The sequence below is a fragment of the Aliiglaciecola sp. SL4 genome (assembly GCF_041538045.1).
Classification (GTDB): Bacteria; Pseudomonadota; Gammaproteobacteria; order Enterobacterales; family Alteromonadaceae; genus Aliiglaciecola.
On sequence record NZ_JBGOSE010000005.1, the window covers coordinates 112,404 to 133,767 of the forward strand.

Genomic DNA, 21,364 nt, shown 5'->3' on the forward strand with positions numbered 1-21,364 from the left:
GGTGCTGGTAGATGTGTCTCTTGTAAACACCAGCGTTTAATCTATTCGATACTGCCACTTTGGTCGAAAAGTCGGATTTCGTCACGTTGTTCACGAAGTTTATCTGTGAGTGTTTCAGTCGCGATTACATCAACCCGTAGTAGTGGGTTTTATTGGTTTCTATGATAATTGCGCACATCAGAATTTTCCCCATAAACGGCCGGAACAAAACGAGTTAGCTACCTGCAAGGTTTGTTCGTAATCTTGGGCTGTAAGCAATCCTAATTCGGCTCCTTTTTCAGTTAATACTGCATTGGTTGCCAGTATGGTTCCGTGCATTACCCTATGAATTTGTTTTGGGGCAATGTAGGGGTACGGGCAATACCGTTTAACACACCAACTGACTATTCGTGGGAGAGGAAGGTGCGTTGGCGCTGTAGGTTTGCTCTATAATTTCATTGATGAGGCGCAAATCAGTGAAGGTGCCCCTAACATTAAGGCCTAAACGACAACTCATAATTTTTCCCATCAAATTTACTCTACTCAGGTATTTAATTTAGGTGACTCATTTCGCTTAATTAGCGAATGACTCCAACAGAATTTTAATGGTGGATATTTTCAAGCCATAGTAGCGGGCGGGCTTTTTTACGCAATGACAAATATCAATGTTGGAAGTAAGAATTTGGGGTTTACTTATTAAACAAAGATAAAAGCCTGATTTATTTACTAAAATCAGGCTTTCATTTGTTTACTATTTTCTTTCTTTGTTACTTTCGACTAAGGGCTGTTGGCCCAACAGGAGAGAGTAAGGAAGTAAGCTGGTCAATGGCGTCATCTTTAGCTAAAAAATAGCCATTAATCATTAGTGCAGAAATGTCGCTGGTTTGATTAAGTTCTGCTAGCTGTTTGGGACCCGCTAGTTCAGGACGACAAATGGCACCACCAAAATAGTGGTCTACATCATCAAGTACAATGGCGTAATGATCGTGTGTTGCTGGCGCCATTTCGTATGCATCAAGATGTGCGGACCAATCTGAAGAAGCGCCCATGGGGATGTCATCGGTACCGGTTTGAATCAAAGCGGGTACTGCCAATCCTGAAAACCCTTGTTTATCAATTAAACCGGGCATCGCTGGTGGGGGCGAATAGGCTAGCACCAAGGCTACTCTAGGATCTGATTGTGATGGGTTCATTCCATCTGGAATCGTCGCCTTTACGCCACCTTTTACTAATGCCGTTAGCGCGCCATAACTATGTCCAGCAGCAATATAACGTTCGCCACCATAAGTATCCGCTAACATTTGCATGTCTTCTAATCTCGCTTGCCACGACATGTTGTGGGTGTATTTGTCTTTTTCTGGATGATCAGTTGAATCGATATGCAGAGGGGCATAGACGGTGAAACCTTGTTCAACCCATGGTTGGATCAGCAACTTATACTTCCATGGTGCAGAAAATGCACCGTGCGAAAAGAGTATGATGCCTTGCTTTTTACCTTCTGCCTGCCATTTCCAAACTGAAACATCACGTTCTTTTAGGTTTAGGATTAAAGTTTCTGGTTCTAAGGCAAAACATTGAATAGAAACCGTAAAGACGAGAACTACACTCAGTAAAAAATGCTTGAATAATTGTCGTAAGTAAGGTGAAAAAAGCACCGTTTTTACTCCTGAGGTTTTCGATTAAGAATTTGCACGAGTAATCGTAAATATAGCACTATTCCCAGCAAAATAATTTGATAACAATCAACTCCGCTTGAGGGCTAATAAGATCTATTCAGAGCTGGAGTTGAGCCGTAAAAAATTGAATTATTGACATGTGTTAATACACGTGAAAATTTCTGCTGTTAGGTTATTAAAACCATCAAAAGGGACTAACAAATGTAAATTGGTAAAAGATTATTAATCGCAGTAATAAGTATCGGTCTATATGTGATGAACATGCCTATTGTTTTCAGTTAAAGTGAAACACCTGAGGTTTAAACTTCTAGTATCCATACGATGGAAGAAATTAAAGCAGGCTATGCTGATGGTTAATCGTAGCTGAATTTTTCGCCTTAATGCTTTAGTACAGCGTTATAATATCAATTCATATAAATAACAATTTAAAGATTAAGACTTTCCGCAAAAGCCTAAAACACCAACTTTTGACCTTGTTCTGGAATGATAATCTGCAAACCTAAATTGTTGGCTTCATCCAGTTGCTGTTTTATTTTAAGCCGCGGGTTGAGGTTGTTGGCTAGGGTATATTTGATATGGCTAATCACTACTTTGAGATCTTGCAGTGGAGCTTTTCCGCCAACTTTAGATGCAAAACTATGTAGCTCTTGCATTAATAATTTTGGAGTAAGGTGACCAAATAACAGATTGTGTGGACGTTCATTTTCAAAGGACACTTCGATTACCATGCCACGCAGCTGTTTATGTTGCATTTGTTTTGCAAGGTAGCGCCAAATAACCTGAAGTTTTCCTTGTTTTTCGACAATATCTGCACCTGTATCCCCGAAATACACAAACATATCACTGCCGTTCTCAAGCACAAAGGCACTGGACTCAACGGGATGGCTGAGGCTAAATGCCGTCACCTTTAGCTGAGTATCGGTAACGCTAATAGGTTCGCCGATGGGAAGATCAACAACGTGATATTTATTTAGAGTAGGCGGCCTACCACGGTCTGTGAAATTTGCCCAAGCTATGCCATTAAAGTAGGTCTCACCAATCATCTTATTCACCGATGCCAGAGCATAGATATTCTTATTTGTATCTTCAGGAGAGGCGACTAACAGACCATTAATATGATCAAGGTGACTATGGCTTACTAAATAACCTTTTACGTGGTCCCTTAAAATAGTTCCTGAAGTTGACCAGTTTGGATTATGACGAATAGGCAAATCTGCAAAGGCATTTTGTTTTACACTTTGATTTATGCCATTCACTATTGTCCCTGCATCTAAAGCGACATAGTTGTGACTTTTGACAGAACGTAATAAAAACGCACTTAAATTACCATCTTCAATGCCGCCGCTATCACCTAACACGATAAGTTCAAATGAGGCGTTTTTAGACTCTTCGTTTACTAGGTCTTGTTGATTTGCAAAACAGTGAACCGAGAAAAGCAAAGTTAACACTGTTAGTTGTTTAATTAGATGGGCAAGTTTAGGCATTATTATTATCTTTATATTGTTGGGGTTAAATAGTGATCTAGAAAAATATTGGCGGTTTGTTTGATCACAAAATCTTTTTCAGCTTCGCTAAGGGGGTCCTGTAATTTAAACACTAGTGGCCAGAAACAGCGGCCTTTGATTAGGTCATTTAACTGATCAATGGCAAAGTTGACGTCCTTAATTTCTAAGGTATTGTCTTTTACTGCAGCCTTTATAAAACGGTGAACTGCAGTTTCTATGGTAATCAAGCGATCAATTTCTTTTCTCAGGGTGTCTTGTTCATAGAAGAAACTGCCGATAACCACGCGGACTAACTCTATGTGTTGCTCATCGCTCATGGAATCTACTTGCTCTTCTATTAAGCGAATAAATTGCTCATAAATGGGTTGTTTCGGCTGATATATCACGGTGCTTTTAAGCAGCGATGCTTCCCAATTATCGGTCAACAGGTACATTACTAATTCTGCTTTGGTGGCAAAATGATTATATACAGTGCGTTTTGAAACACCAGCAATCTCAGCTAACCTATCCATGCTAGTTCCTTGCACGCCAAACTCTTGAAAAGCAACGTTAGCTGCTTCTACTATTGCTTCGCGTTTTATTTCGCTGCGGCTTTTTTTTGCTGGTTTCATAATTCTCTATAACTTTTAGAACAATATATAAATTTCGATACTAAACACAGTTTACTTTCATCCTTTTGATAATGTAAACTACACCGAGTAGTTTACATTTTAGCTATGCATTTTTCAATAGTTCAATCCAGCTTAATAATGAGAGAAATTCCCGTAATGATATTATTTTTACGCGCACTGCCTGTTAGTCTTTTACTATCAGCTTCAGTGCTATTACTCAGTGCTTGTGGCGAAGAAAGCCAACCGCAAACTCAAACAGAAAAAGCGCGAGTGGTGAAACTGACACCGGTAATATCTGCGTCTATTCAAAATCAATCGACCTTTCCTGCTGTTGTATCGGCAGTGAAGACCATCGATCTGAGTTTTGAGGTAACAGGACGTTTAATCCAAACGGATATTGTGACTGGGGAAAAGGTTAAAAAAGGACATTTGCTGGCGAGTTTAGATCCAAAACCCTTTGAAAGAAGAGTAAAAGAACAACAGACCCGACTGCAACAAGCTGACCGAGAATTAAGTCGAATAGAGTCTATGTTTAATAAGAATTTAGTCTCTCAAAGTAACTTAGATGATGCTAAAACAGAATATGAGCTGGCTGAGATAGACTTATCAAACGCCCTGCAAGACTTAGAGTACACTAAGCTACGCGCACCCTTTGATGCATTGGTTGCTAAGCGTTTAATCGACAACAACAGTTTTGTAACCGCTGGACAATCATTAGCTCAGTTGCAAGATGTTTCGCGTATTTACTTCAATATTAATGTGCCAGAACGAGTTTTGTCAGCCAACCAAGGGCGTAAAATCATCAAAGCCCAGGCTTCTATACTGGGTAACCCCGACAAATGGTATGACCTAGTTTACGTTGAACACTCCACCCAGCCAGATGCTGTCACTCAAACCTATCAAGCGGTGTTTGCCTTAGAGGGGCAAAGTGAGTTGCAGGTCACACCTGGTGCACGAGCAGTGGTGAATGTCACTGCAGAAACCCCTAATAGTAACGGTAATTTATTAATTCCTTTTAGAGCATTGGTGGGAAGTGATGCTGAAGGTTTTTTTGTTTGGCGTTACCTTGCCGATACTCAATCTGTTGAAAAAGTACAAGTTAAGGTGCTAAGTATTGAAGATTCTGCAGTAGTGGTTGACGCCCAGTTAAGTGAGCAAGATTTTGTTATCTCTGCAGGTGCTGCCCAAGTTTACGCGGGCATGAAAGTCGAACCTTATCACGGAGAAAGATAACATGGATATAGCGCGTTATGCGATGCGTACTCCAGTTAATATCTGGTTGCTTATTTTGGTTTTCTCCATCGGCGGTCTTATTGCACTTTCTGAAATTGGTCGGTTAGAAAACCCAGCGTTTACTATTAAACAAGTAAAGGTCATTACGGCATTCCCTGGCGCTAGTGCAAAGAAGGTGGAAGAGCAGGTAACAGAGCCCCTTGAAATTGCTATTCAGCAAATGTCGCAGCTTTATCGTTTGACCTCCATTTCGTCACCTGGGCAATCTGAAATTACCGTTGAAGTTCAGCCCCATTACGATGGTGATATGTTGCCACAGATTTGGGATGAACTAAGAAAGCGATTAGGTGATATGAGCGGCTCTTTGCCTGTGGGCGCTCAAGAGCCTCAGGTCTATGATGATTTTGGTGATGTTTATGGTTTGTATTTTGCGTTGGTTGCGCCCGACTTTACCCCTTACGAAATGCGTGAGTTTGCACGCATCATTCGTAGACAACTATTAACCACTGAAGGGGTGGCAAAAGTCGAAGTCAGTGGCGTGATGCAAGAACAAGTAGTCGCTTATATCGACCCCTATCTAATTGCTGGTTTAGGTATGAGCTTTCCTGACATTGTGGGTTTATTCGAAGATAATTTAAATCCTTTTAATAGTGGTCGGATTCAAGTAGACGGCAAAAAAATTAGATTGTTAGTAGAAGAATCGCCTAATCAATTAGAAGAGATCGGTAATTTATCTTTAGTCATACCTGGAACCAACCGGTCGGTGCGAATAAAAGATATAGCCAGATTGGAACTCGAGCCTGCGGAAATTCAATCGTCGCTAATTCGTTACCAAGGTAGTGAAGCTATAACTCTGGCGGTATCTGCCATTGATGGCGTGAATATTGTCGAAGTGGGGGAGCACGTCCGCCAGACTGTCGACAGTCTGCTCGATGATTTACCGCTGGGGATGAAGCTCACGCCAATCTATGATCAGGCTAAAATTGTTGATGACTCCGTTGGCGGATTCATTATGAATCTGATTATGTCTGTTGTAGTGGTAACCCTGACCCTTTGGTTATTTATGGGGTGGCGCTCTTCAATTATAGTCGGCGCAGTCTTGGTGGTTACCGTACTGGGAACTGTGATGATCATGTGGTTAATGGGGATACAGCTACAACGGATCTCCTTAGGCGCTATGGTAATCGCAATGGGAATGTTGGTAGACAACGCCATCGTGGTTGCTGAGGGTATGATGCTAAAAATTCGCGGTGGAACTAAACCTGTTGATGCCGCCAGTTTTGTAGTTAAACGCACTCAATGGCCGTTACTTGGCGCGACGGTGATTGGTATTGCTGCCTTTTCCGGCATAGGCTTATCAGATGATGCCACTGGTGAGTTTTTGTATTCACTGTTTTTCGTTGTTTTAGTCTCTCTGATGTTGAGTTGGGTGTTAGCTGTAACCGTCGTACCTGTATTGGGTGGTTATGTTTACAAATCTGAAAAAGTGATTGGTGAAGAGCAGGGTATCAGTGGTGTGCAAAAAGTATTTTTAAGCGTTTTGCATAAAGCCTTGCGCTTTAGGTGGGTAACACTCAGCTCGTTAGTGGTGATAACCGTTGTCGCATTCGCTGGTTTTGGTTATGTGAAACAAGGCTTCTTCCCATCTTCAAATGCGCCTATTTTCTTTGTTCATTACTGGGGACCGCAGGATCAAGATATTCGCTACACCGAAGAGAAAATTGAACAAGCTGAAAAACGAATTTTAACCTTTGATGGCGTCGAATCCGTTACCAGTTTTGTAGGACGCGGAGCCGACAGATTCACTCTTACCTATGCTCCCGAAGCAAATAATGAGAGTTACGGTTTGTTGTTTATACGGGTTCACGATAGAGACGAAATTGAGGCTCTCGCACCGGCAATTTTGGCAAAACTGAAAGATGTTGACCTTGATGCCGATTTTTATATGGAGCGAATGCAATTTGGTCCTGGTGGTGGAGCTAAACTGCAGACGCGCTTCTCTGGCCCAGATCCTTTAGTGTTGCGCCAGTTAGCCGAAAAAGCCCTGCAGGTTTTCAATCAAGATGGCAGTATTCGTGATATTCGTCACGATTGGCGTGAAAAAGGTCTGGCTCTAAATGCCCATTACGATGAATTTAATGCAGGTATATCAGGTATATCTCGCTCTGATTTTAACGACGCCATTCAATATGCCAGCGATGGTTTATCCCTTGGAGTGGTGCGTGATGGTGACTATTCGTATCCCATCAAAGCGAAAATGGCTGCCGCAGGTCAAACTCCTATAGAGGCCATTGAAAATAATCGGGTATGGAGTTCGCAACAACGAGTCTATGTTCCGTTTCGACAAGTCTCCCAAGAGTTGGAGCTAGTTAATGAAGATGTGTTAATTCAACGTCGAAATAGAATTAGAACTATCACCATTAAGGCCGAGCCTGGTTTTAATGAGACCGCGGGCGAAGCCTTCACACGTATTCGTCCTAAGGTGGAAGCCATAGATTTACCTGACGGTTATAAAATTGAATGGGGCGGCGAGTATGAAAATGCAAATGAAGCCCAAGAGGCGTTAGGGAAAGGCTTACCAGCAGGTTTCTTGGTGATGTTTCTAATTTCGGTACTGTTATTTGGTAAAGTCAAACAACCACTGATTATATGGATGGTAGTACCTATGGCAGTAGTGGGGGTGGTCGCAGGGTTATTGAGTACCAATATGCCGTTTGGTTTTATGTCGCTGTTAGGCTTTTTGAGCCTGTTTGGTATGTTAATTAAAAACGCCATTGTACTGATAGAAGAAATCGACTTACTTTTAGCCGAAGGGCAAACTCCGAAACTTGCTATTACCAATGCTAGTTTAAGTCGTCTTCGACCTGTGTCTTTGGCTGCAATCACCACTATTTTGGGTATGGCCCCGCTGTTGTTTGATGCGTTTTTTGCCGACATGGCGGTGACAATAATGGGTGGGTTAGCTTTCGCTACGGTACTGACATTGATTGCCGTACCTGTCCTATATAGTGTGTTCTTTAGGATCAGCTTTAGAAAATAATTCAAATTATTAGCTCTTTAATATAAATGCTCGTTAGTTAACTAACGAGCATTTTTTTGGCTAATTAACTCAAGGGGTAAGGCTGAATATGGCATTGAAGCTATAGGTTTTATATTCTTGTGAGTGTCAATAATGGCTTCAATCTAGTCTTGTTTTTATTTTTAAGAAAGTTATTATTACCATTCATTCGTGAGGAAAAAATGTACCCAATCCACAATACTATAAAGAGTAACTTACTCACCTTACCAAATTAAGCCGAGCGTATTCCTTACGCTCGGCGATTCTTCCCTATCTGTTCATTTAGTTAAGCAATAACGACAGCAAGCGTGTTATGCCTGCTAATGAATATATTCATATTTTTCTAAATCTTGATTGCCTTTTAACGTCAGTATTTATTAACGCTTAATACCTTATTGTGCAGAATCCGTTTGCACTTTTTTTGCGGCTATTTTGTCTGAAATTGGAGGGCTAAAACGTAACAAGCGAGACAAAGATCGTAAACTTGAGCGCAAGGTAAAGCCTCTGTTTACTGCTCCGAAAAAAGAGGTGAAATTATGCAACAGCAACCAGATATATTTATTTCCACATCTGATCTAGCCATGCTAGAGAATCAACTTGAAGTTTCAAAACTCCCCGAGGAGTTAGTTACCGCATTAGAAAATGAACTTGCCCGAGCAACGATTATTGATAATAAAGATATGCCGAATGATGTGGTGACTATTGGTAAGCGAGTCACGTTCAAAATAGCAGATAGTAATAGTTTATTTACAAAAACGTTATGCCTCCCCGCCGATACGATTAAGCATGCAGATAGTATTTCAGTTTTTGCACCCATTGGTTCTGCACTTCTAGGTTTAAGAACTGGTCAGAGTATTAACTGGCAAACCCAAGCTGGGCAAAAGTCAGTTGAAATAGTAGCGGTCAATGCCAACGCTAGTTAGTTGCCAATCGTTTTAAGACAATTGCATTCGCGTTGGTTTTTCTAAAGTAGATAATTTTAGCAGATATATGAGGTTACTCTTGATGACTTATACACATCAAACTATTGCAGATTTAAAACAAACTAGTCCAGCTCAAAGCGAGTTTTATCAAGCTGTTGAAGAGGTACTTAATTCCCTGGATCCGATACTCGAATCTGATAGTAAATATCGTCAGCAAGCCATTATTCAACGTATTGTCGAGCCGGAAAGACAGATTATGTTTCGAGTACCGTGGATTGATGATAAAGGTGAAATTCAGGTTAATAAGGGATATCGAGTAGAATTTAATTCCGCCCTTGGACCATATAAAGGGGGGTTAAGATTCCACCCCTCAGTTAATGCCAGCATCATAAAGTTCTTAGGTTTTGAGCAAATTTTCAAAAACTCTCTGACTGGCCTAGCTATCGGTGGAGGTAAAGGCGGTGCAAACTTCAACCCTAGAGGACGTTCGAATAATGAAATTATGCGCTTTTGCCAGTCTTTTATGAGCGAACTATATCGACATATTGGTCCAACTACAGATGTACCTGCTGGAGACATTGGCGTTGGTGCGTCAGAAATCGGTTATATGTTTGGCCAATACAAGCGTTTAACGGGGCGTTATGAAGGGATTTTAACAGGCAAGGGTCTGCTATGGGGAGGATCCTTGGTACGTAAAGAAGCAACTGGATATGGCGCCGTATACTTTGCCGATAATATGTTAAAAGCACGAGGGGATAGTCTAAAAGGTAAGCAATGCTTGATTTCAGGTGCGGGTAATGTCGCAATTTATGCAATGGAAAAATTATACCAGTTGGGGGCTACACCGATAAGCTGCAGTGATTCTTCGGGTACCATTTATCACGCAAGTGGTGTTGACTTAAAATTAGTGAAGCAGTTAAAAGAACAGCAACAAACCAGTTTGCTCAGCTATATTGATACTTACCCTACTGCAACCTATACACCAGTTTCAGATTATCCATCTGACGGTCATGCTGTGTGGCGTTATCGCGCAGATGTGGCTTTCCCATGTGCAACACAAAATGAGTTAACCAAGGCTGATGCTGAGGAACTACTAGCAAATGGCTGTCAGCTAGTATGTGAAGGGGCAAATATGCCTACTACTCAAGAGGCCGTAGATAGCTTCGTTGCTGCTGATATTGCCTATGGCCCAGGCAAAGCTGCTAATGCTGGCGGGGTAGCTACAAGCCAACTAGAAATGGCACAAAATGCGAGTATGCAGAAGTGGACGTTTGCCCAAGTCGATGAGCATTTACAACAAATTATGCAAAATATTTTCTTAACAGCTAATGATGCAGCCAAAGAGTTTGGACAGCCTGGAAATCTAGTTTTAGGTGCCAATATCGCAGGCTTTCGTCGAGTCGCGGATGCCATGATAGAACAAGGTGTGGTGTAAGGTTATTTTAGTTTGTATACACTCATCTAAGGTTGTAAACAGAGGCATACGTAGTATCAACAGGGTAGAAATACGTGCGCTATTATCTTAGATGAGGCCGATGGCCAAGAGGGTGGATGCTGGCACCTAAGGCGTCAGTACAAATTATAAGCAAAGTCACTCGACTTCTAGTCGTTTTTTTTATATAGTGCGCGCCGTTTTGAACTAAGTAGTATTGCGCAGCGACATTGGGCTTTTATTGTGAACCTTGGTTTGTTTTTGTTGCTTTTTTACTATTTGGAATTCCACTTTGATATCTACCGCAAACATCACTATGCAGTTTGGCGCTGAGCCACTGTTTGAAAATATCTCGGCTAAGTTTGGCAATGGCAACCGTTACGGTTTAATTGGTGCAAATGGCTGTGGTAAATCCACCCTGATGAAAATACTTAGTGGTGACTTAGCGCCCACTTCAGGCAACGTTTCCATCTCTCCGGGTCAGAAATTAGGTAAGTTGAGTCAAGACCAGTTTGCTTTCGAAAAATACTCTGTTGTTGATACCGTAATTATGGGTGATATGGAGTTGTGGAAAGTAAAACAAGAGCGTGATGAAATTTATGCTAAGCCTGAAATGAGTGAAGCAGACGGTATGCACGTGGCTGAATTAGAAACTCTTTACGCGGAAATGGATGGTTATACAGCTGAATCTCGTGCTGGTGAAATTCTGCTAGAAGCGGGTATCGAAGAACATTTTCATTACGGTTTGATGTCACAAGTATCCCCTGGTTGGAAAGTGCGGGTGTTGCTAGCTCAAGCGTTATTTGCCAACCCAGATATATTGTTGCTCGACGAACCCACCAACAACTTGGATATTTATACCATTAACTGGCTTGCTGAGGTGTTGAATCAGCGTAAGTCCACCATGATCATTATTTCCCACGATAGACACTTTTTGAATTCTGTTTGTACTCACATGGCAGACATCGACTACGGTGAATTGCGTATTTACCCTGGGAACTATGAAAAATACCAAGAAGCCGCTGCGCTAATTCAAGAACAATTATTGCGTGAAAACGCTAAAAAGAGCGACGAGATTGAAGAGCTTCAAGCCTTTGTGGCCCGCTTCTCCGCCAATGCATCTAAAGCTAAACTCGCCACTTCGCGGGCTAAGAAAATGGATAAAATTCAGTTAGATGAAGTAAAAAGCTCCAGTCGAAGAACGCCGCGTATTCAACTTAAACAGCACCAGAAATTGCACAGACAAGCACTTATCTTAGAAGATATGAGTTTTGGTTTCGAAGAACAGCCCTTGTTCAAAGGAGCTAACCTGTTACTAGAAGCCGGCGCAAAGTTAGCGATTATTGGCGAAAACGGTGTGGGCAAAACCAGCTTTTTACGTTGTTTGATGAACCAGTTACAAGCTGAAGGTGTAGTGAAGTGGTCTGAAAATGCCGCTGTGGGTTATTGCCCACAAGACAGTTCTGAAGACTTCGACTGTGATTTAAGTCTTTTTGATTGGATGTCTCAGTGGCGTACACCCAAACATAACGATTTGATGGTGCGTGGTTTATTGGGCAGTTTGTTATTTAGTGCTGATGACTTCAATAAAAAAGCCAATGTATGTTCCGGTGGTGAGAAAAACCGTTTGTTATTTGGTAAGTTAATGATGGCTGACTTAAATGTCTTGGTGATGGACGAACCCACCAACCACATGGATATGGAAGCGATTCAGGCACTTAATGATGCGTTAACTGATTTTGATGGTACTTTAATTTTTGTTAGTCATGATCGCGAATTTGTTTCATCTTTGGCGACTCGGGTGATTGAAATTAAAGATCAAGAAGTGATTGATTTCCAAGGTACCTATGACGAATACCTTGCTCATCAAGGACTGCAAAAAGCAGTAGCCTAATCCGCAAGTTTAGCTAGTTTTACTGGGGCACCTTGATGAGTGTTCAGTGCAGATAGAAAGCGAGTACAAGTGACTCGCTTTTTTCTATGTTTTATTCGTTAACCATTGTCATATTTTTCAGTATTTCTCCCAAGCGCTGAATAATAGTATCAATTTTCCCCTGAGTGCTTAATACACGGGTTTGAAGCGTTCCGTAAGCGATATTTTAAGGTGAATAACAATGGTGTAAAGTTTACGTAAATTCCAATTCAAATTACTGCATCCCGCGTAAATTAACGATACTATTTTAACCAGAATGCCTTATTTACATAGTCTTATGCTGTCACAAATTTGTTTGTACAATAAAAACGTAAAGCTAATATCATGTTTGTTTGTTTGTTTTGGTCTTTTTGCACGGTTGTAGCTCCATCAAATTAGATCAGGAAAAGGAAGTTCCAGCATTACCCGATGAGTGGCAGTTTCAACACAATGCCGACGACGTCGACGACAACTGGTTAGCAAATTTCACTTCCGAATCCGACAATCAACATTTAACCGCCTTGCTCAATGAAGCCATCCAGGCAAATCAGTCGATTCGTGCCCAAGCCTACGTAGTAGATATTGCGGCGCAGAATTTAACTATTGCCAAAAGTAATTTTTGGCCCGCTTTAGATGCATCCTTTGCTGCCTCGCGCAGCCAAAGTGGCGGAAATAGCTTTAGTTTAGAAGCGGATCTTTCCTACGAGCTCGATATTTGGGGCGCATTGTCAGACGCTGAACGTCAAGGAAAACTCAACTATTTGCAGGCCAAAGCTGAATTGGAAGAAGCGAGATTGCAACTAGCTGGTGATGTCATTATCGCTTATGCCAACGCTTCTAGGGCGCATCAACGTACAGCGTTAGCAGCCCAGCAAGTACAGAATTCATCGAAAATTTTAGACATTATTGAGCGCGGTTATAAAGCTGGTTTAAATGAATCCTTAGATGTTTACCTTGCTAGAAACGAGCTTAACAGTGATAAATCGACATTAGCAACCAATCAGCAAACCTTACTTGAAAGTGTAAGAGCATTGGAGCGATTGTTAGGTCGTTACCCAGATGCAAAACTCGATGTGACTCAAGTCTTAGGCTTACCTGATGTGGACGTTGCTGTTGGTTTACCCTCTGAACTGGTCACACGCAAACCTGCTTTACAAGCTAGCTGGCTTGAGTTGATGTCGCAGGACGCTTCGCTAGCAATTGCTCACAAGGCGCGTTTTCCATCAATTAATTTAGGTGCCAGCTACGGACCCACAAGTGATTCTTTATCAGATTTACTGTCAACCTCAGCTAGTTGGTCTTTGATTGGCAGTATTTCAGCACCGATTTTTAATGCTGGAAAGCTTAAGGCGAATGAAGAGATTGAGTTGTTAACCTTGAAACGTCTGGAAGAAAGTTATTTAAATACGGTTTTAAATGCCCTCTTAGAGGTGGAAAACACCCTGTCTGCTGAAGCGAGCTTAGTTGAGCGTTATCAAGCGACTGTCAAAGCCGCTGAAAATGCTAAGTTTGCAAACAAACTATCTTTTGAGCAATACCAAGCTGGTCTTGTGACTTACACCACAGTGTTAGAAGCCCAAGCGAGATTAATTGCGGCCGAAAATAATCTTATTGATATTAAAACTGATTTAATTGCGAATCGAGTTCAATTGCATGTTGCACTCGGAGGAGGAATCAACCTCTACGCCCCAATTCAAGAGCTTTGATTAAATGGTAATTTCTAAAAAAATTGTATTGCCCATCGTTGTTGTACTTATTGCTGTTGTTGCGGTGGTGATTATTTATAACAACCCCCCTGCAGCTAAACGCCAACGCCCAGCAAGTGCTGCGGTTTTGAGTGTTGAAACCCAGTTATTGCAGCCAGAAAAGTTCCATATCACCTTGGACAGTTACGGTGTTGTTGCGCCGCGCACTCAAAGTACCTTAATGGCGCAGGTGGCGGGACAAATTGTGTATGTTGACGCTGACTTCCGTGCTGGTGGATTTTTTCAAAAAGGCGATTTGTTGCTAGCAATAGATGACAGTGACTATCAAGCCGAAGTGAATATCGCCAAAGCAAACCTTATTACTGCGCAACAAAATCTAGCTGAAGAAATGGCGCGCTCTGAACAAGCAAAAATTGATTGGCAGCGCTTAGGGGATAACCAAAAGCCCAGTGATTTGGTATTAAGAATACCTCAACAAGAGTCAGCCCAAGCTAACTTGGCCTCTGCTAAAGCGCAGCTAACAAAGGCAGAATTATCACTTAAGCGAACTAAAATCATTGCGCCATACAGTGGGCGTATTGTAAGCCAGAACGTTGATATTGGCACCGTAGTGTCAAGCAATACCGAGTTAGCCAGTATTTATGCCACTGACTACATGGAAGTCCGCTTAGCAATTAACAATAACGATTTAGGTTTTGTTGAACTACCCGAAGCCAATATTGACAATTCACTAACCACACCACCAATAAGTGTGACTTTTACTTCTACCCTTATTGGCCAACAAAGTTGGACCGGTAAAATTGTCCGTACTGAAAGCGCCATCGATTCTGCGTCGCGACAATTGTATGTAGTGGCACAAATAGATAATCCTTTTGACCAAGACATTGAACGTGGTGTATCGATTAAAATTGGTGAGTACTTAACCGCGGAAATAGATGGTAAAACTATTGATAATGCTATTGTAATCCCCGTAACGTCTATCTATCAGGGGAGTTATGTTTATATTGAACAAGACGGTGTACTGCTTAGAAAAGAAATAGAAGTTGCATGGCAAAATGATAGCCGAGCGTTAATTAAATCGGGATTAGAAGGTGGTCAAGCCCTAGTTGTTACACCTTTAGGTCAGGTGAGTTCAGGTACGGCAGTATCTGTTATCAACGGTGATGGTAAAAGTAAAACGCAGGGTACGCGTGAGGGTAAAAACTCCTCCGCTAACAAGCCGGGCTCTAAAACAAGAGGTGAGCGTTCCAACAGCGAAAGAGGTGCCAACCGACCTCCACGTGAGGAAGGATAAATGATAGCTTGGTTTGCAAAAAATTCAGTCGCAGCCAACTTGTTGATGATTACCATTATCGCAGCAGGTTTGTTGAGCTTGAACAGTCGTATCCCCCTCGAAGTTTTTCCGTCTTTTGAAATCGATGTGGTAACAGTGAGCGTTACCCTCGATGGCGCAACACCTGAAGATATCGAACAAGGTGTTACTATTCGTATTGAAGAGGCGGTGCAAGACCTTGAGGGTATCGCTAAGATTATTAGCCAATCTTCTGAAGGCGGCGGCAGTGTTACTTTTGAACTAGACAGTGATTATGACCGACGGGATTTACTGGCTGATATTAAAAGCCGAGTGGACGCAATCAATACTTTTCCTGCAAATGCAGAAAATCCCGTGGTGGCCCTTGGTGATCGTAAAAGAGAAGTGATTACGGTGGCGGTTACTGCGCCTTATAGCGAAAGAGAAGTGCGCGAATATGCTGAATTAGTGCGTGATGATTTGCTCACCATCGACGGTATCACGCAAGTTGAAATGGATGGTATTCGTGATTACGAAATCGCCATTGAACTAAGCTTAGACAAAATTCGTGAACTAGATTTAACCATCAATGAAGTATCCAATATAATCGACAATAACAGTGTCGATGTGTCTGCTGGTAACTTACGAACTGAAAGTGGCGACGTTTTAATTCGTTCGAAAGGCCAAGCTTATCGAAAAGACGAATTTGCCTCTATTCCTATCAAAACCAATCCTGATGGTTCTATAATCCGCCTTGATGATATTGCTAATATTTTAGATGGATTTGAAGAAACTCCGGTTCGCACCCGTTTTAATGGCCAGCAAGGTGCATTTATTGAGGTCTATCGCATCGGTCAACAAAGTGCTATTGAGGTTGCCGATAAAGTAAAAGAGTATGTTGACTCTCATCAACAAAGCTTACCTCAAGGGTTTAATTTAACCTATTGGGATGATGATTCACTAATCGTAAAAAGTCGTATATCGAGCCTAACATCCAATGCCATGCAAGGTGGGATTCTGGTTCTGGTTCTATTGACGTTATTCTTGCGCCCCTCAATCGCATTTTGGGTATTTATTGGTATTCCAGTAGCCTTTATGGGCGCCTTTATTTTGATGCCATTTTTTGGTGTCACTTTAAATATGATGAGTGTATTTGGTTTCATTCTAGTGCTGGGGATTGTGGTGGATGATGCCATAGTCACAGGTGAGAATATTTACACCCATTTAGGTAAAGCTAAATCGGGTGAACAAGCCGCTATTGCGGGAACCTTAGAAGTAGCTAAACCAGTAACCTTTGGTATTCTTACCACTGTGGCGGCGTTTTTGCCTTTGGCATTTATTGAAGGGCGAAGAGGGGATGTCTTTGCGCAAATACCCTATGTGGTTATCCCCGTTTTACTGTTGTCTTTAATTGAATCTAAATTTATTTTGCCTTCCCATTTGAAGCATCTAAAACTGCGCACTGAAAAAACCAAGCAAAGCCGATTTGATAAATATCAGCAAAAATTTGCTGATGGTTTTGAACGGGCTATTTTACGTTTTTACCGACCTGCACTTATTACAACCTTAAGATATAAATGGACTACCATAATGGTTTTCTGTGGTGTTTTTACGGTGATATTGACGTTGATTGTCAGCGGCTGGACACGTTTTGTGTTTTTCCCCAGAATTCCTAGTGAAACCGTTAGCGTATCACTGTCCATGCCCACGGGAACGGCATTTGATATTACCAATAAATACATCATACAAATTGCTCACCATGCGCGAGATTTGCAAGAAAAGTATGTTGATGAAGATACCGGTGAAAGTGTTATTTTGAACGTCCTTGCCACAACCGGTGGCAGAGGCGGCTCAACAAATTCAGGTAGCGTGCGATTTGAGATTAGTCCACCGGAATCAAGATCCTCGTCCATAACCTCTGAGCAACTGCTAAATGAATGGCGTAAGCTTATTGGTGAAATTCCCGGAGCGGAATCATTGAGTTACCGAGCAGAATTAGGGCGTTCGTCGGATCCTATTGATGTAAGGTTGAGCTCGAATAATGTGGCTACATTAGAAAATGTGGCTGACAAAGTAATTGAGCGATTAAACACCTATCCCACCGTCTATGATATTGCTGATAGTTTGTCTGATGGCAAACAAGAATTACAAATTGAATTAAATAAACAAGGAGAAGCCTTAGGTCTGTCTAGAGCTGACGTCATTGGCCAGATACGCAGTGCGTTTTTTGGTTCCCAAGTACAACGAATTCAGCGCGGTCGTGATGATGTAAAAGTGATGTTGAGACTGCCGTTAAGCGAGCGTCAATCGTTATCCAGTTTAACCAATTTGCTTATTGATGTGGGAAATAATGAAACCGTCCCACTGTCCAGTATTGCGACTTTGACTCCAGGCCAAAGCCCATCCTCCATTCGCCGTATAGACCGATTAAGAACCATCAGTGTTACTGCGGATGTAGATAAAAACAATACTAATATGACAGTGTTGCAAGATGATCTTAATAACTACATTGCCGAGTTATTAACCCAGTATCCAGGGGTTACGTATGAACTCGAAGGAGAGGCCGAAGAGCAACGTGATTCATTTGGCTCTTTGGGAGTCGGCTTGGTAATTGTTCTTTTTGTCATCTATGCATTGCTCGCCATTCCCTTTAAATCCTATACCCAACCATTGGTGGTAATGAGTGTGATCCCCTTCGGCGCAATTGGTGCTGTGGTTGGTCACTGGATCATGGGAATGGATTTAACCATCTTTAGTTTATTAGGGTTATTGGCCTTGGTGGGAATAGTCGTTAATGACTCATTGGTATTAGTGGATTATATTAATACCAAGCGGGAACAAGGCATGGAATTGTTAAAAGCGATTCTCACCGCGGGAGCATCACGTTTTAGACCCGTTATGCTCACTAGCTTAACCACCTTTATCGGCTTAATGCCGCTGTTATTTGAAAAATCCACCCAAGCACAATTTCTCATTCCAATGGCCGTCTCTTTAGGCTTTGGAATACTGTTTGCAACCTTTATCACCCTGATTCTTGTGCCTATTAATTATATGTTGCTGGAAGGATCACTGAAGCAACCTAAGAAAGGGTAATTTACTCATTTGCAGGCAATAAAAAAGCGGCATATTTGCCGCTCTTTTGGCGCTGCAAAATACTCAGGGAAATGCTTTTCAGCATAAGCGCGTACTTTGGGCGAGAGTATCTCTGAGCTGTTATATGCACCCATTGAACAATCGTAGAAACAATGTCCTTCAGCTTGTCCCATTAACATCCAGGGTAACCAATGCGTAATTCGGCTCCATGCCCCAGAGTATTCAATGCTTGTGATATCTGGGTTAGCTAAATTATCTATGTTGATGACAGTGCAAGGCATCAACGTGAGGTGATTGCCACGTTGACACCTTCAGACACTGGCAAGTTTATTGACTTGCTGGGTAAAGCAGCGCCCTGGTGAGGACACAATTATCAAACCTTTGACAAAACCTCGGTCTGTTAATGATGCTTATGTTTGTTTTCCAGCGGTTGCGAGGTAAAGTTGTGTAACACAATTGGGTCTTTGGATAAATCGAAAAAGATTGACCTCATAATGTCATGATTGTCCTTTACCCAATTCTCGTGTCTATGGCTATTCAAAGACGCCGCAACTTGATTACTCCCCCTCTTTTAACGCTGCAGTAGGTATATGAATATCCTTGCCATAAAGACGGCGCAGCTTTTCTGCGTTAACAAATACATGGGCGTGCCCCTGTCATACTCCTTCAGCGCTAAAGTCACCGTCAGTGGTCACCATATCTGGTGGTGAACCATGATCCCAACTTTAGACAAACCATTCTTACACTCTTCTTCCGTTGGTTTTGGCTCCATTGGGAGATATACGGTTCTTTCATCTTGGGTTGGGCATTCAGGCCCTGGCGGCCAGTAGCCATAACCATAATCCAATGTACAGTTACTATTACTCACGTAACCCACATCTTCACCAAAAGAAATGCTGTCTCCCATCTCTACAGAAGGGTAACCATTTACGAAGTCGGAACTGGCCTTCGGTCGTCCGCTCAAACCGTCTAATATGTCGTCGGTGATAAGTGTCTCGTAATTCGGGATACCTTGTGAAGTGACGACTGTGTATTCTTTGCCATCTATTTCTTCAACTTCAACAGACTGAACGTCGACCTCTACGCCAATGCCGGTCTTTGAATCCAGAATATGCTTAGACAATTCGCCTGTTTCATTGATTATCCAAACTGATGAGTCGTTCTTAGTATCTTCATCTGTTGACGTATCGCTACCCGCATCAACACTGGGGCTAGAGTTTGAGGTTGAACTGTCAGTTTCACTCTCATCAGCGTCACTTCCTGAACATGCAGTTAAGGCCAAAAGGATTGCTGAACATAGCAGGGTCTTTTTCATAAAATGCCAAGAGTTATTCATGGTAAATCACTTCAACAGAAAATATTTACCAGAGACTAAAGGGGTATTGTGCAGATTTAGCGCAAATTATAAGTAATTGTATAAGGGGCGAGATAAACGTTTAAATTTGAAATTTTTCTTTCTTTAAAAAGCTACATGTATCAGCAATTAGTGTTTTGTTAAGGAGCAAAAATTAGGAAAAAGATCAGAAAAAATAAAGCGAAAAAGATGATGCCCTTTTTATATCCGTTATTTCGGACTTTTATCCAAAAGGCCCTTTGGGCTTGTTGCTCAACATGGTTTAACAAGTGCTTACAGTGAGGGCACTTATTTCCTAGGTACATAATCAAATGGCAATTGGGGCACTTAGCTGAGGGAGAGAACTCAGCCATACCCATAATTGTCGGCTTTTTAGGTTTCTTCAGCTGTGGGGCATTTCTGGGTAAACTCAAATTTACGCTATAGTTTGTCCCATCTTTATCGCTCATGTCCAGCTATTTAGCTTCAAATCTAAACCACAACCGTCATGGGGCACATATCTCGCCCAATGGGCCTGCTTTCAACTGGGGTGGAGAGAGGATGGATGAATTACATTATTGCACCATGCCATCATTCTCAACTCAGATAAATGATGAAATAATGCCTGTTAGCCATGGATCTTGTTTTAAAGCAGTGGTTTTGCAATACCAATTGCGGCCGCACCAATCAGGCCTGCCCAAATGGTATATACCCACGGTTTAGCTCTGTTCATTGCTTTCAACATCATTTTATTGTCATAGGCGGTGTGTATACCTTGAAGAAGGTTAGAATAAGCAGTACCAAAGTCTTTTAATGCCAGACGAATCATTAGCCCACAAAACACCAATAAATAAAATATGGCAAGTTTAGCCGCTATCCAAGTATTGCCCATTAGCTGGCCATTCAGTAAGGCATAAGAAATAAATATCAAGCCAATTACTATTAAGGCGCAGCGAAATATAAAATCAAACTTAACTAATTGATTTATATAAGAAGCGTGATGATTGTAATGTTGCAACAAAACTAAGGTTAGCCAAAATGGGCCAAGTAAAACAATAGCGGCCATTTGCCACGCTGGATGCACAACACTAAAAAAAGTCGTTAATAATCCACCAGTGGTCAACATAAGAGTCATGCAAAGTTTAGGGACTAAATCACAGGCAACCATTATTTTGCCGGCCACTATTCTTGCTTCAGGACTCGCCTTGTCGTCAACCACAATGTTGCTGGAATAAAACACCCCAATATCACCCCCAAGCCAATAACAAAATAGCAAAATATGTATCAGTAAAAGCAATTCATGTGCAGTCATGATGGAACTCTCCATTATAAATAGTGTTGTCGAGATTCTGAGGGTTAAATTTGCTTTTACGCTCAATGGGATATTGGCGGGAAGGTGTTTAACACTAAATACCCACTAGCTCAAAATGAGGTTGAAGTATAATGTTATGTCATTAGTGTGTAAAGCGTGATTCCTAAGGAGCTGTGGTCTTGAGTTTAATCAAAGCAACGTGGTTGAATACTCAGCGGCTTAAATAAATGTTGTCAAAAAACACCGATAGATCAGTTTGAAAATCACTTATATGGACTTGAAAGTGTTGAGCCTCTAGAT

15 protein-coding genes are annotated in these 21,364 nt (G+C 41.6%); 8 read left to right on the plus strand and 7 right to left on the minus strand.

Annotated elements, in window-relative coordinates; genetic code table 11:
- Positions 1-177: 177 nt before the first annotated feature.
- The 4 genes from AB6T38_RS09155 to AB6T38_RS09170 all read right to left on the minus strand — a co-directional run bounded on the left by AB6T38_RS09155 (position 178) and on the right by AB6T38_RS09170 (position 3,771).
- On the minus strand, positions 178-318 hold the full coding sequence (locus tag AB6T38_RS09155) for a hypothetical protein (RefSeq protein ID WP_372547029.1): 141 nt from the start codon (positions 316-318) through the stop codon (positions 178-180).
- A 428-nt stretch (positions 319-746) separates the two neighbouring features.
- A complete protein-coding gene (locus tag AB6T38_RS09160) occupies positions 747-1,634 on the minus strand; it encodes an alpha/beta hydrolase family protein (RefSeq protein WP_372547030.1) in 888 nt (295 codons plus the stop codon).
- A gap of 473 nt (positions 1,635-2,107) precedes the next feature.
- Positions 2,108-3,139 carry an MBL fold metallo-hydrolase gene (locus tag AB6T38_RS09165; protein ID WP_372547031.1) on the minus strand — a complete coding sequence of 344 codons (1,032 nt, stop codon included), beginning with the start codon at positions 3,137-3,139 and terminating at the stop codon, positions 2,108-2,110.
- Positions 3,140-3,150: 11 nt separating this feature from the next.
- The gene (locus AB6T38_RS09170) at positions 3,151-3,771 is read right to left on the minus strand and encodes a TetR/AcrR family transcriptional regulator (RefSeq protein ID WP_372547032.1); all 621 of its coding nucleotides are present in this window, start codon (positions 3,769-3,771) and stop codon (positions 3,151-3,153) included.
- 156 nt (positions 3,772-3,927) lie between these two features.
- Here AB6T38_RS09170 and AB6T38_RS09175 point away from each other — a divergent pair, with 156 nt between their 5' ends.
- The 8 genes from AB6T38_RS09175 (at position 3,928) to AB6T38_RS09210 (ending at position 18,419) form a co-directional block, all read left to right on the plus strand.
- Positions 3,928-5,004: an efflux RND transporter periplasmic adaptor subunit gene (locus AB6T38_RS09175; protein ID WP_372547033.1), complete on the plus strand. Its 1,077-nt coding sequence runs from the start codon at positions 3,928-3,930 to the stop codon at positions 5,002-5,004.
- A 1-nt stretch (position 5,005) separates the two neighbouring features.
- Positions 5,006-8,044, plus strand: coding sequence for an efflux RND transporter permease subunit (locus tag AB6T38_RS09180; protein ID WP_372547034.1), 3,039 nt, complete (start codon positions 5,006-5,008; stop codon positions 8,042-8,044).
- Between the two features lie 554 nt (positions 8,045-8,598).
- Positions 8,599-8,985, plus strand: coding sequence for a GreA/GreB family elongation factor (locus AB6T38_RS09185; RefSeq protein ID WP_372547035.1), 387 nt, complete (start codon positions 8,599-8,601; stop codon positions 8,983-8,985).
- Positions 8,986-9,067: 82 nt separating this feature from the next.
- A complete protein-coding gene (gdhA, locus tag AB6T38_RS09190; RefSeq protein WP_372547036.1) occupies positions 9,068-10,420 on the plus strand; it encodes an NADP-specific glutamate dehydrogenase in 1,353 nt (450 codons plus the stop codon).
- Positions 10,421-10,709: 289 nt separating this feature from the next.
- The gene (locus AB6T38_RS09195) at positions 10,710-12,311 is read left to right on the plus strand and encodes an ABC-F family ATPase (RefSeq protein ID WP_348493407.1); all 1,602 of its coding nucleotides are present in this window, start codon (positions 10,710-10,712) and stop codon (positions 12,309-12,311) included.
- A gap of 389 nt (positions 12,312-12,700) precedes the next feature.
- Positions 12,701-14,035, plus strand: a complete 1,335-nt coding sequence (locus AB6T38_RS09200) for an efflux transporter outer membrane subunit (protein ID WP_372547037.1) — start codon at positions 12,701-12,703, stop codon at positions 14,033-14,035.
- A 4-nt stretch (positions 14,036-14,039) separates the two neighbouring features.
- Complete coding sequence (locus AB6T38_RS09205) at positions 14,040-15,329, plus strand: efflux RND transporter periplasmic adaptor subunit (protein WP_372547038.1); 1,290 nt, start codon at positions 14,040-14,042, stop codon at positions 15,327-15,329.
- Positions 15,330-18,419, plus strand: a complete 3,090-nt coding sequence (locus AB6T38_RS09210; RefSeq protein ID WP_372547039.1) for an efflux RND transporter permease subunit — start codon at positions 15,330-15,332, stop codon at positions 18,417-18,419. It abuts the gene before it with no gap.
- Positions 18,420-18,424: 5 nt separating this feature from the next.
- On the opposite strand, the gene AB6T38_RS09215 is transcribed toward AB6T38_RS09210, so the two are convergent.
- The 3 genes from AB6T38_RS09215 to AB6T38_RS09225 form a co-directional block, all read right to left on the minus strand.
- A complete protein-coding gene (locus tag AB6T38_RS09215) occupies positions 18,425-18,700 on the minus strand; it encodes a DUF1838 family protein (protein WP_372547040.1) in 276 nt (91 codons plus the stop codon).
- A 410-nt stretch (positions 18,701-19,110) separates the two neighbouring features.
- Positions 19,111-19,734, minus strand: a complete 624-nt coding sequence (locus tag AB6T38_RS09220; protein WP_372547041.1) for a hypothetical protein — start codon at positions 19,732-19,734, stop codon at positions 19,111-19,113.
- Positions 19,735-20,398: 664 nt separating this feature from the next.
- Entirely contained in the window at positions 20,399-21,064 is a 666-nt protein-coding gene (locus AB6T38_RS09225) for a hypothetical protein (RefSeq protein WP_372547042.1), read from the minus strand.
- Between the last annotated feature and the right edge of the window lie 300 nt (positions 21,065-21,364).

Excerpts from the sequence above, each read along its gene's own strand:
- AB6T38_RS09225 (WP_372547042.1), bottom strand. The coding sequence starts at position 21,064 with ATGACTGCACATGAATTGCTTTTACTGATACATATTTTGCTATTTTGT.
- AB6T38_RS09210 (WP_372547039.1), top strand. The coding sequence starts at position 15,330 with ATGATAGCTTGGTTTGCAAAAAATTCAGTCGCAGCCAACTTGTTGATG.
- gdhA (WP_372547036.1), top strand. The coding sequence starts at position 9,068 with ATGACTTATACACATCAAACTATTGCAGATTTAAAACAAACTAGTCCA.
- AB6T38_RS09215 (WP_372547040.1), bottom strand. The coding sequence starts at position 18,700 with ATGCCTTGCACTGTCATCAACATAGATAATTTAGCTAACCCAGATATC.
- AB6T38_RS09205 (WP_372547038.1), top strand. The coding sequence starts at position 14,040 with ATGGTAATTTCTAAAAAAATTGTATTGCCCATCGTTGTTGTACTTATT.
- AB6T38_RS09175 (WP_372547033.1), top strand. The coding sequence starts at position 3,928 with ATGATATTATTTTTACGCGCACTGCCTGTTAGTCTTTTACTATCAGCT.
- AB6T38_RS09155 (WP_372547029.1), bottom strand. The coding sequence starts at position 318 with ATGCACGGAACCATACTGGCAACCAATGCAGTATTAACTGAAAAAGGA.
- AB6T38_RS09180 (WP_372547034.1), top strand. The coding sequence starts at position 5,006 with ATGGATATAGCGCGTTATGCGATGCGTACTCCAGTTAATATCTGGTTG.
- AB6T38_RS09220 (WP_372547041.1), bottom strand. The coding sequence starts at position 19,734 with ATGAAAAAGACCCTGCTATGTTCAGCAATCCTTTTGGCCTTAACTGCA.
- AB6T38_RS09165 (WP_372547031.1), bottom strand. The coding sequence starts at position 3,139 with ATGCCTAAACTTGCCCATCTAATTAAACAACTAACAGTGTTAACTTTG.
- AB6T38_RS09185 (WP_372547035.1), top strand. The coding sequence starts at position 8,599 with ATGCAACAGCAACCAGATATATTTATTTCCACATCTGATCTAGCCATG.
- AB6T38_RS09170 (WP_372547032.1), bottom strand. The coding sequence starts at position 3,771 with ATGAAACCAGCAAAAAAAAGCCGCAGCGAAATAAAACGCGAAGCAATA.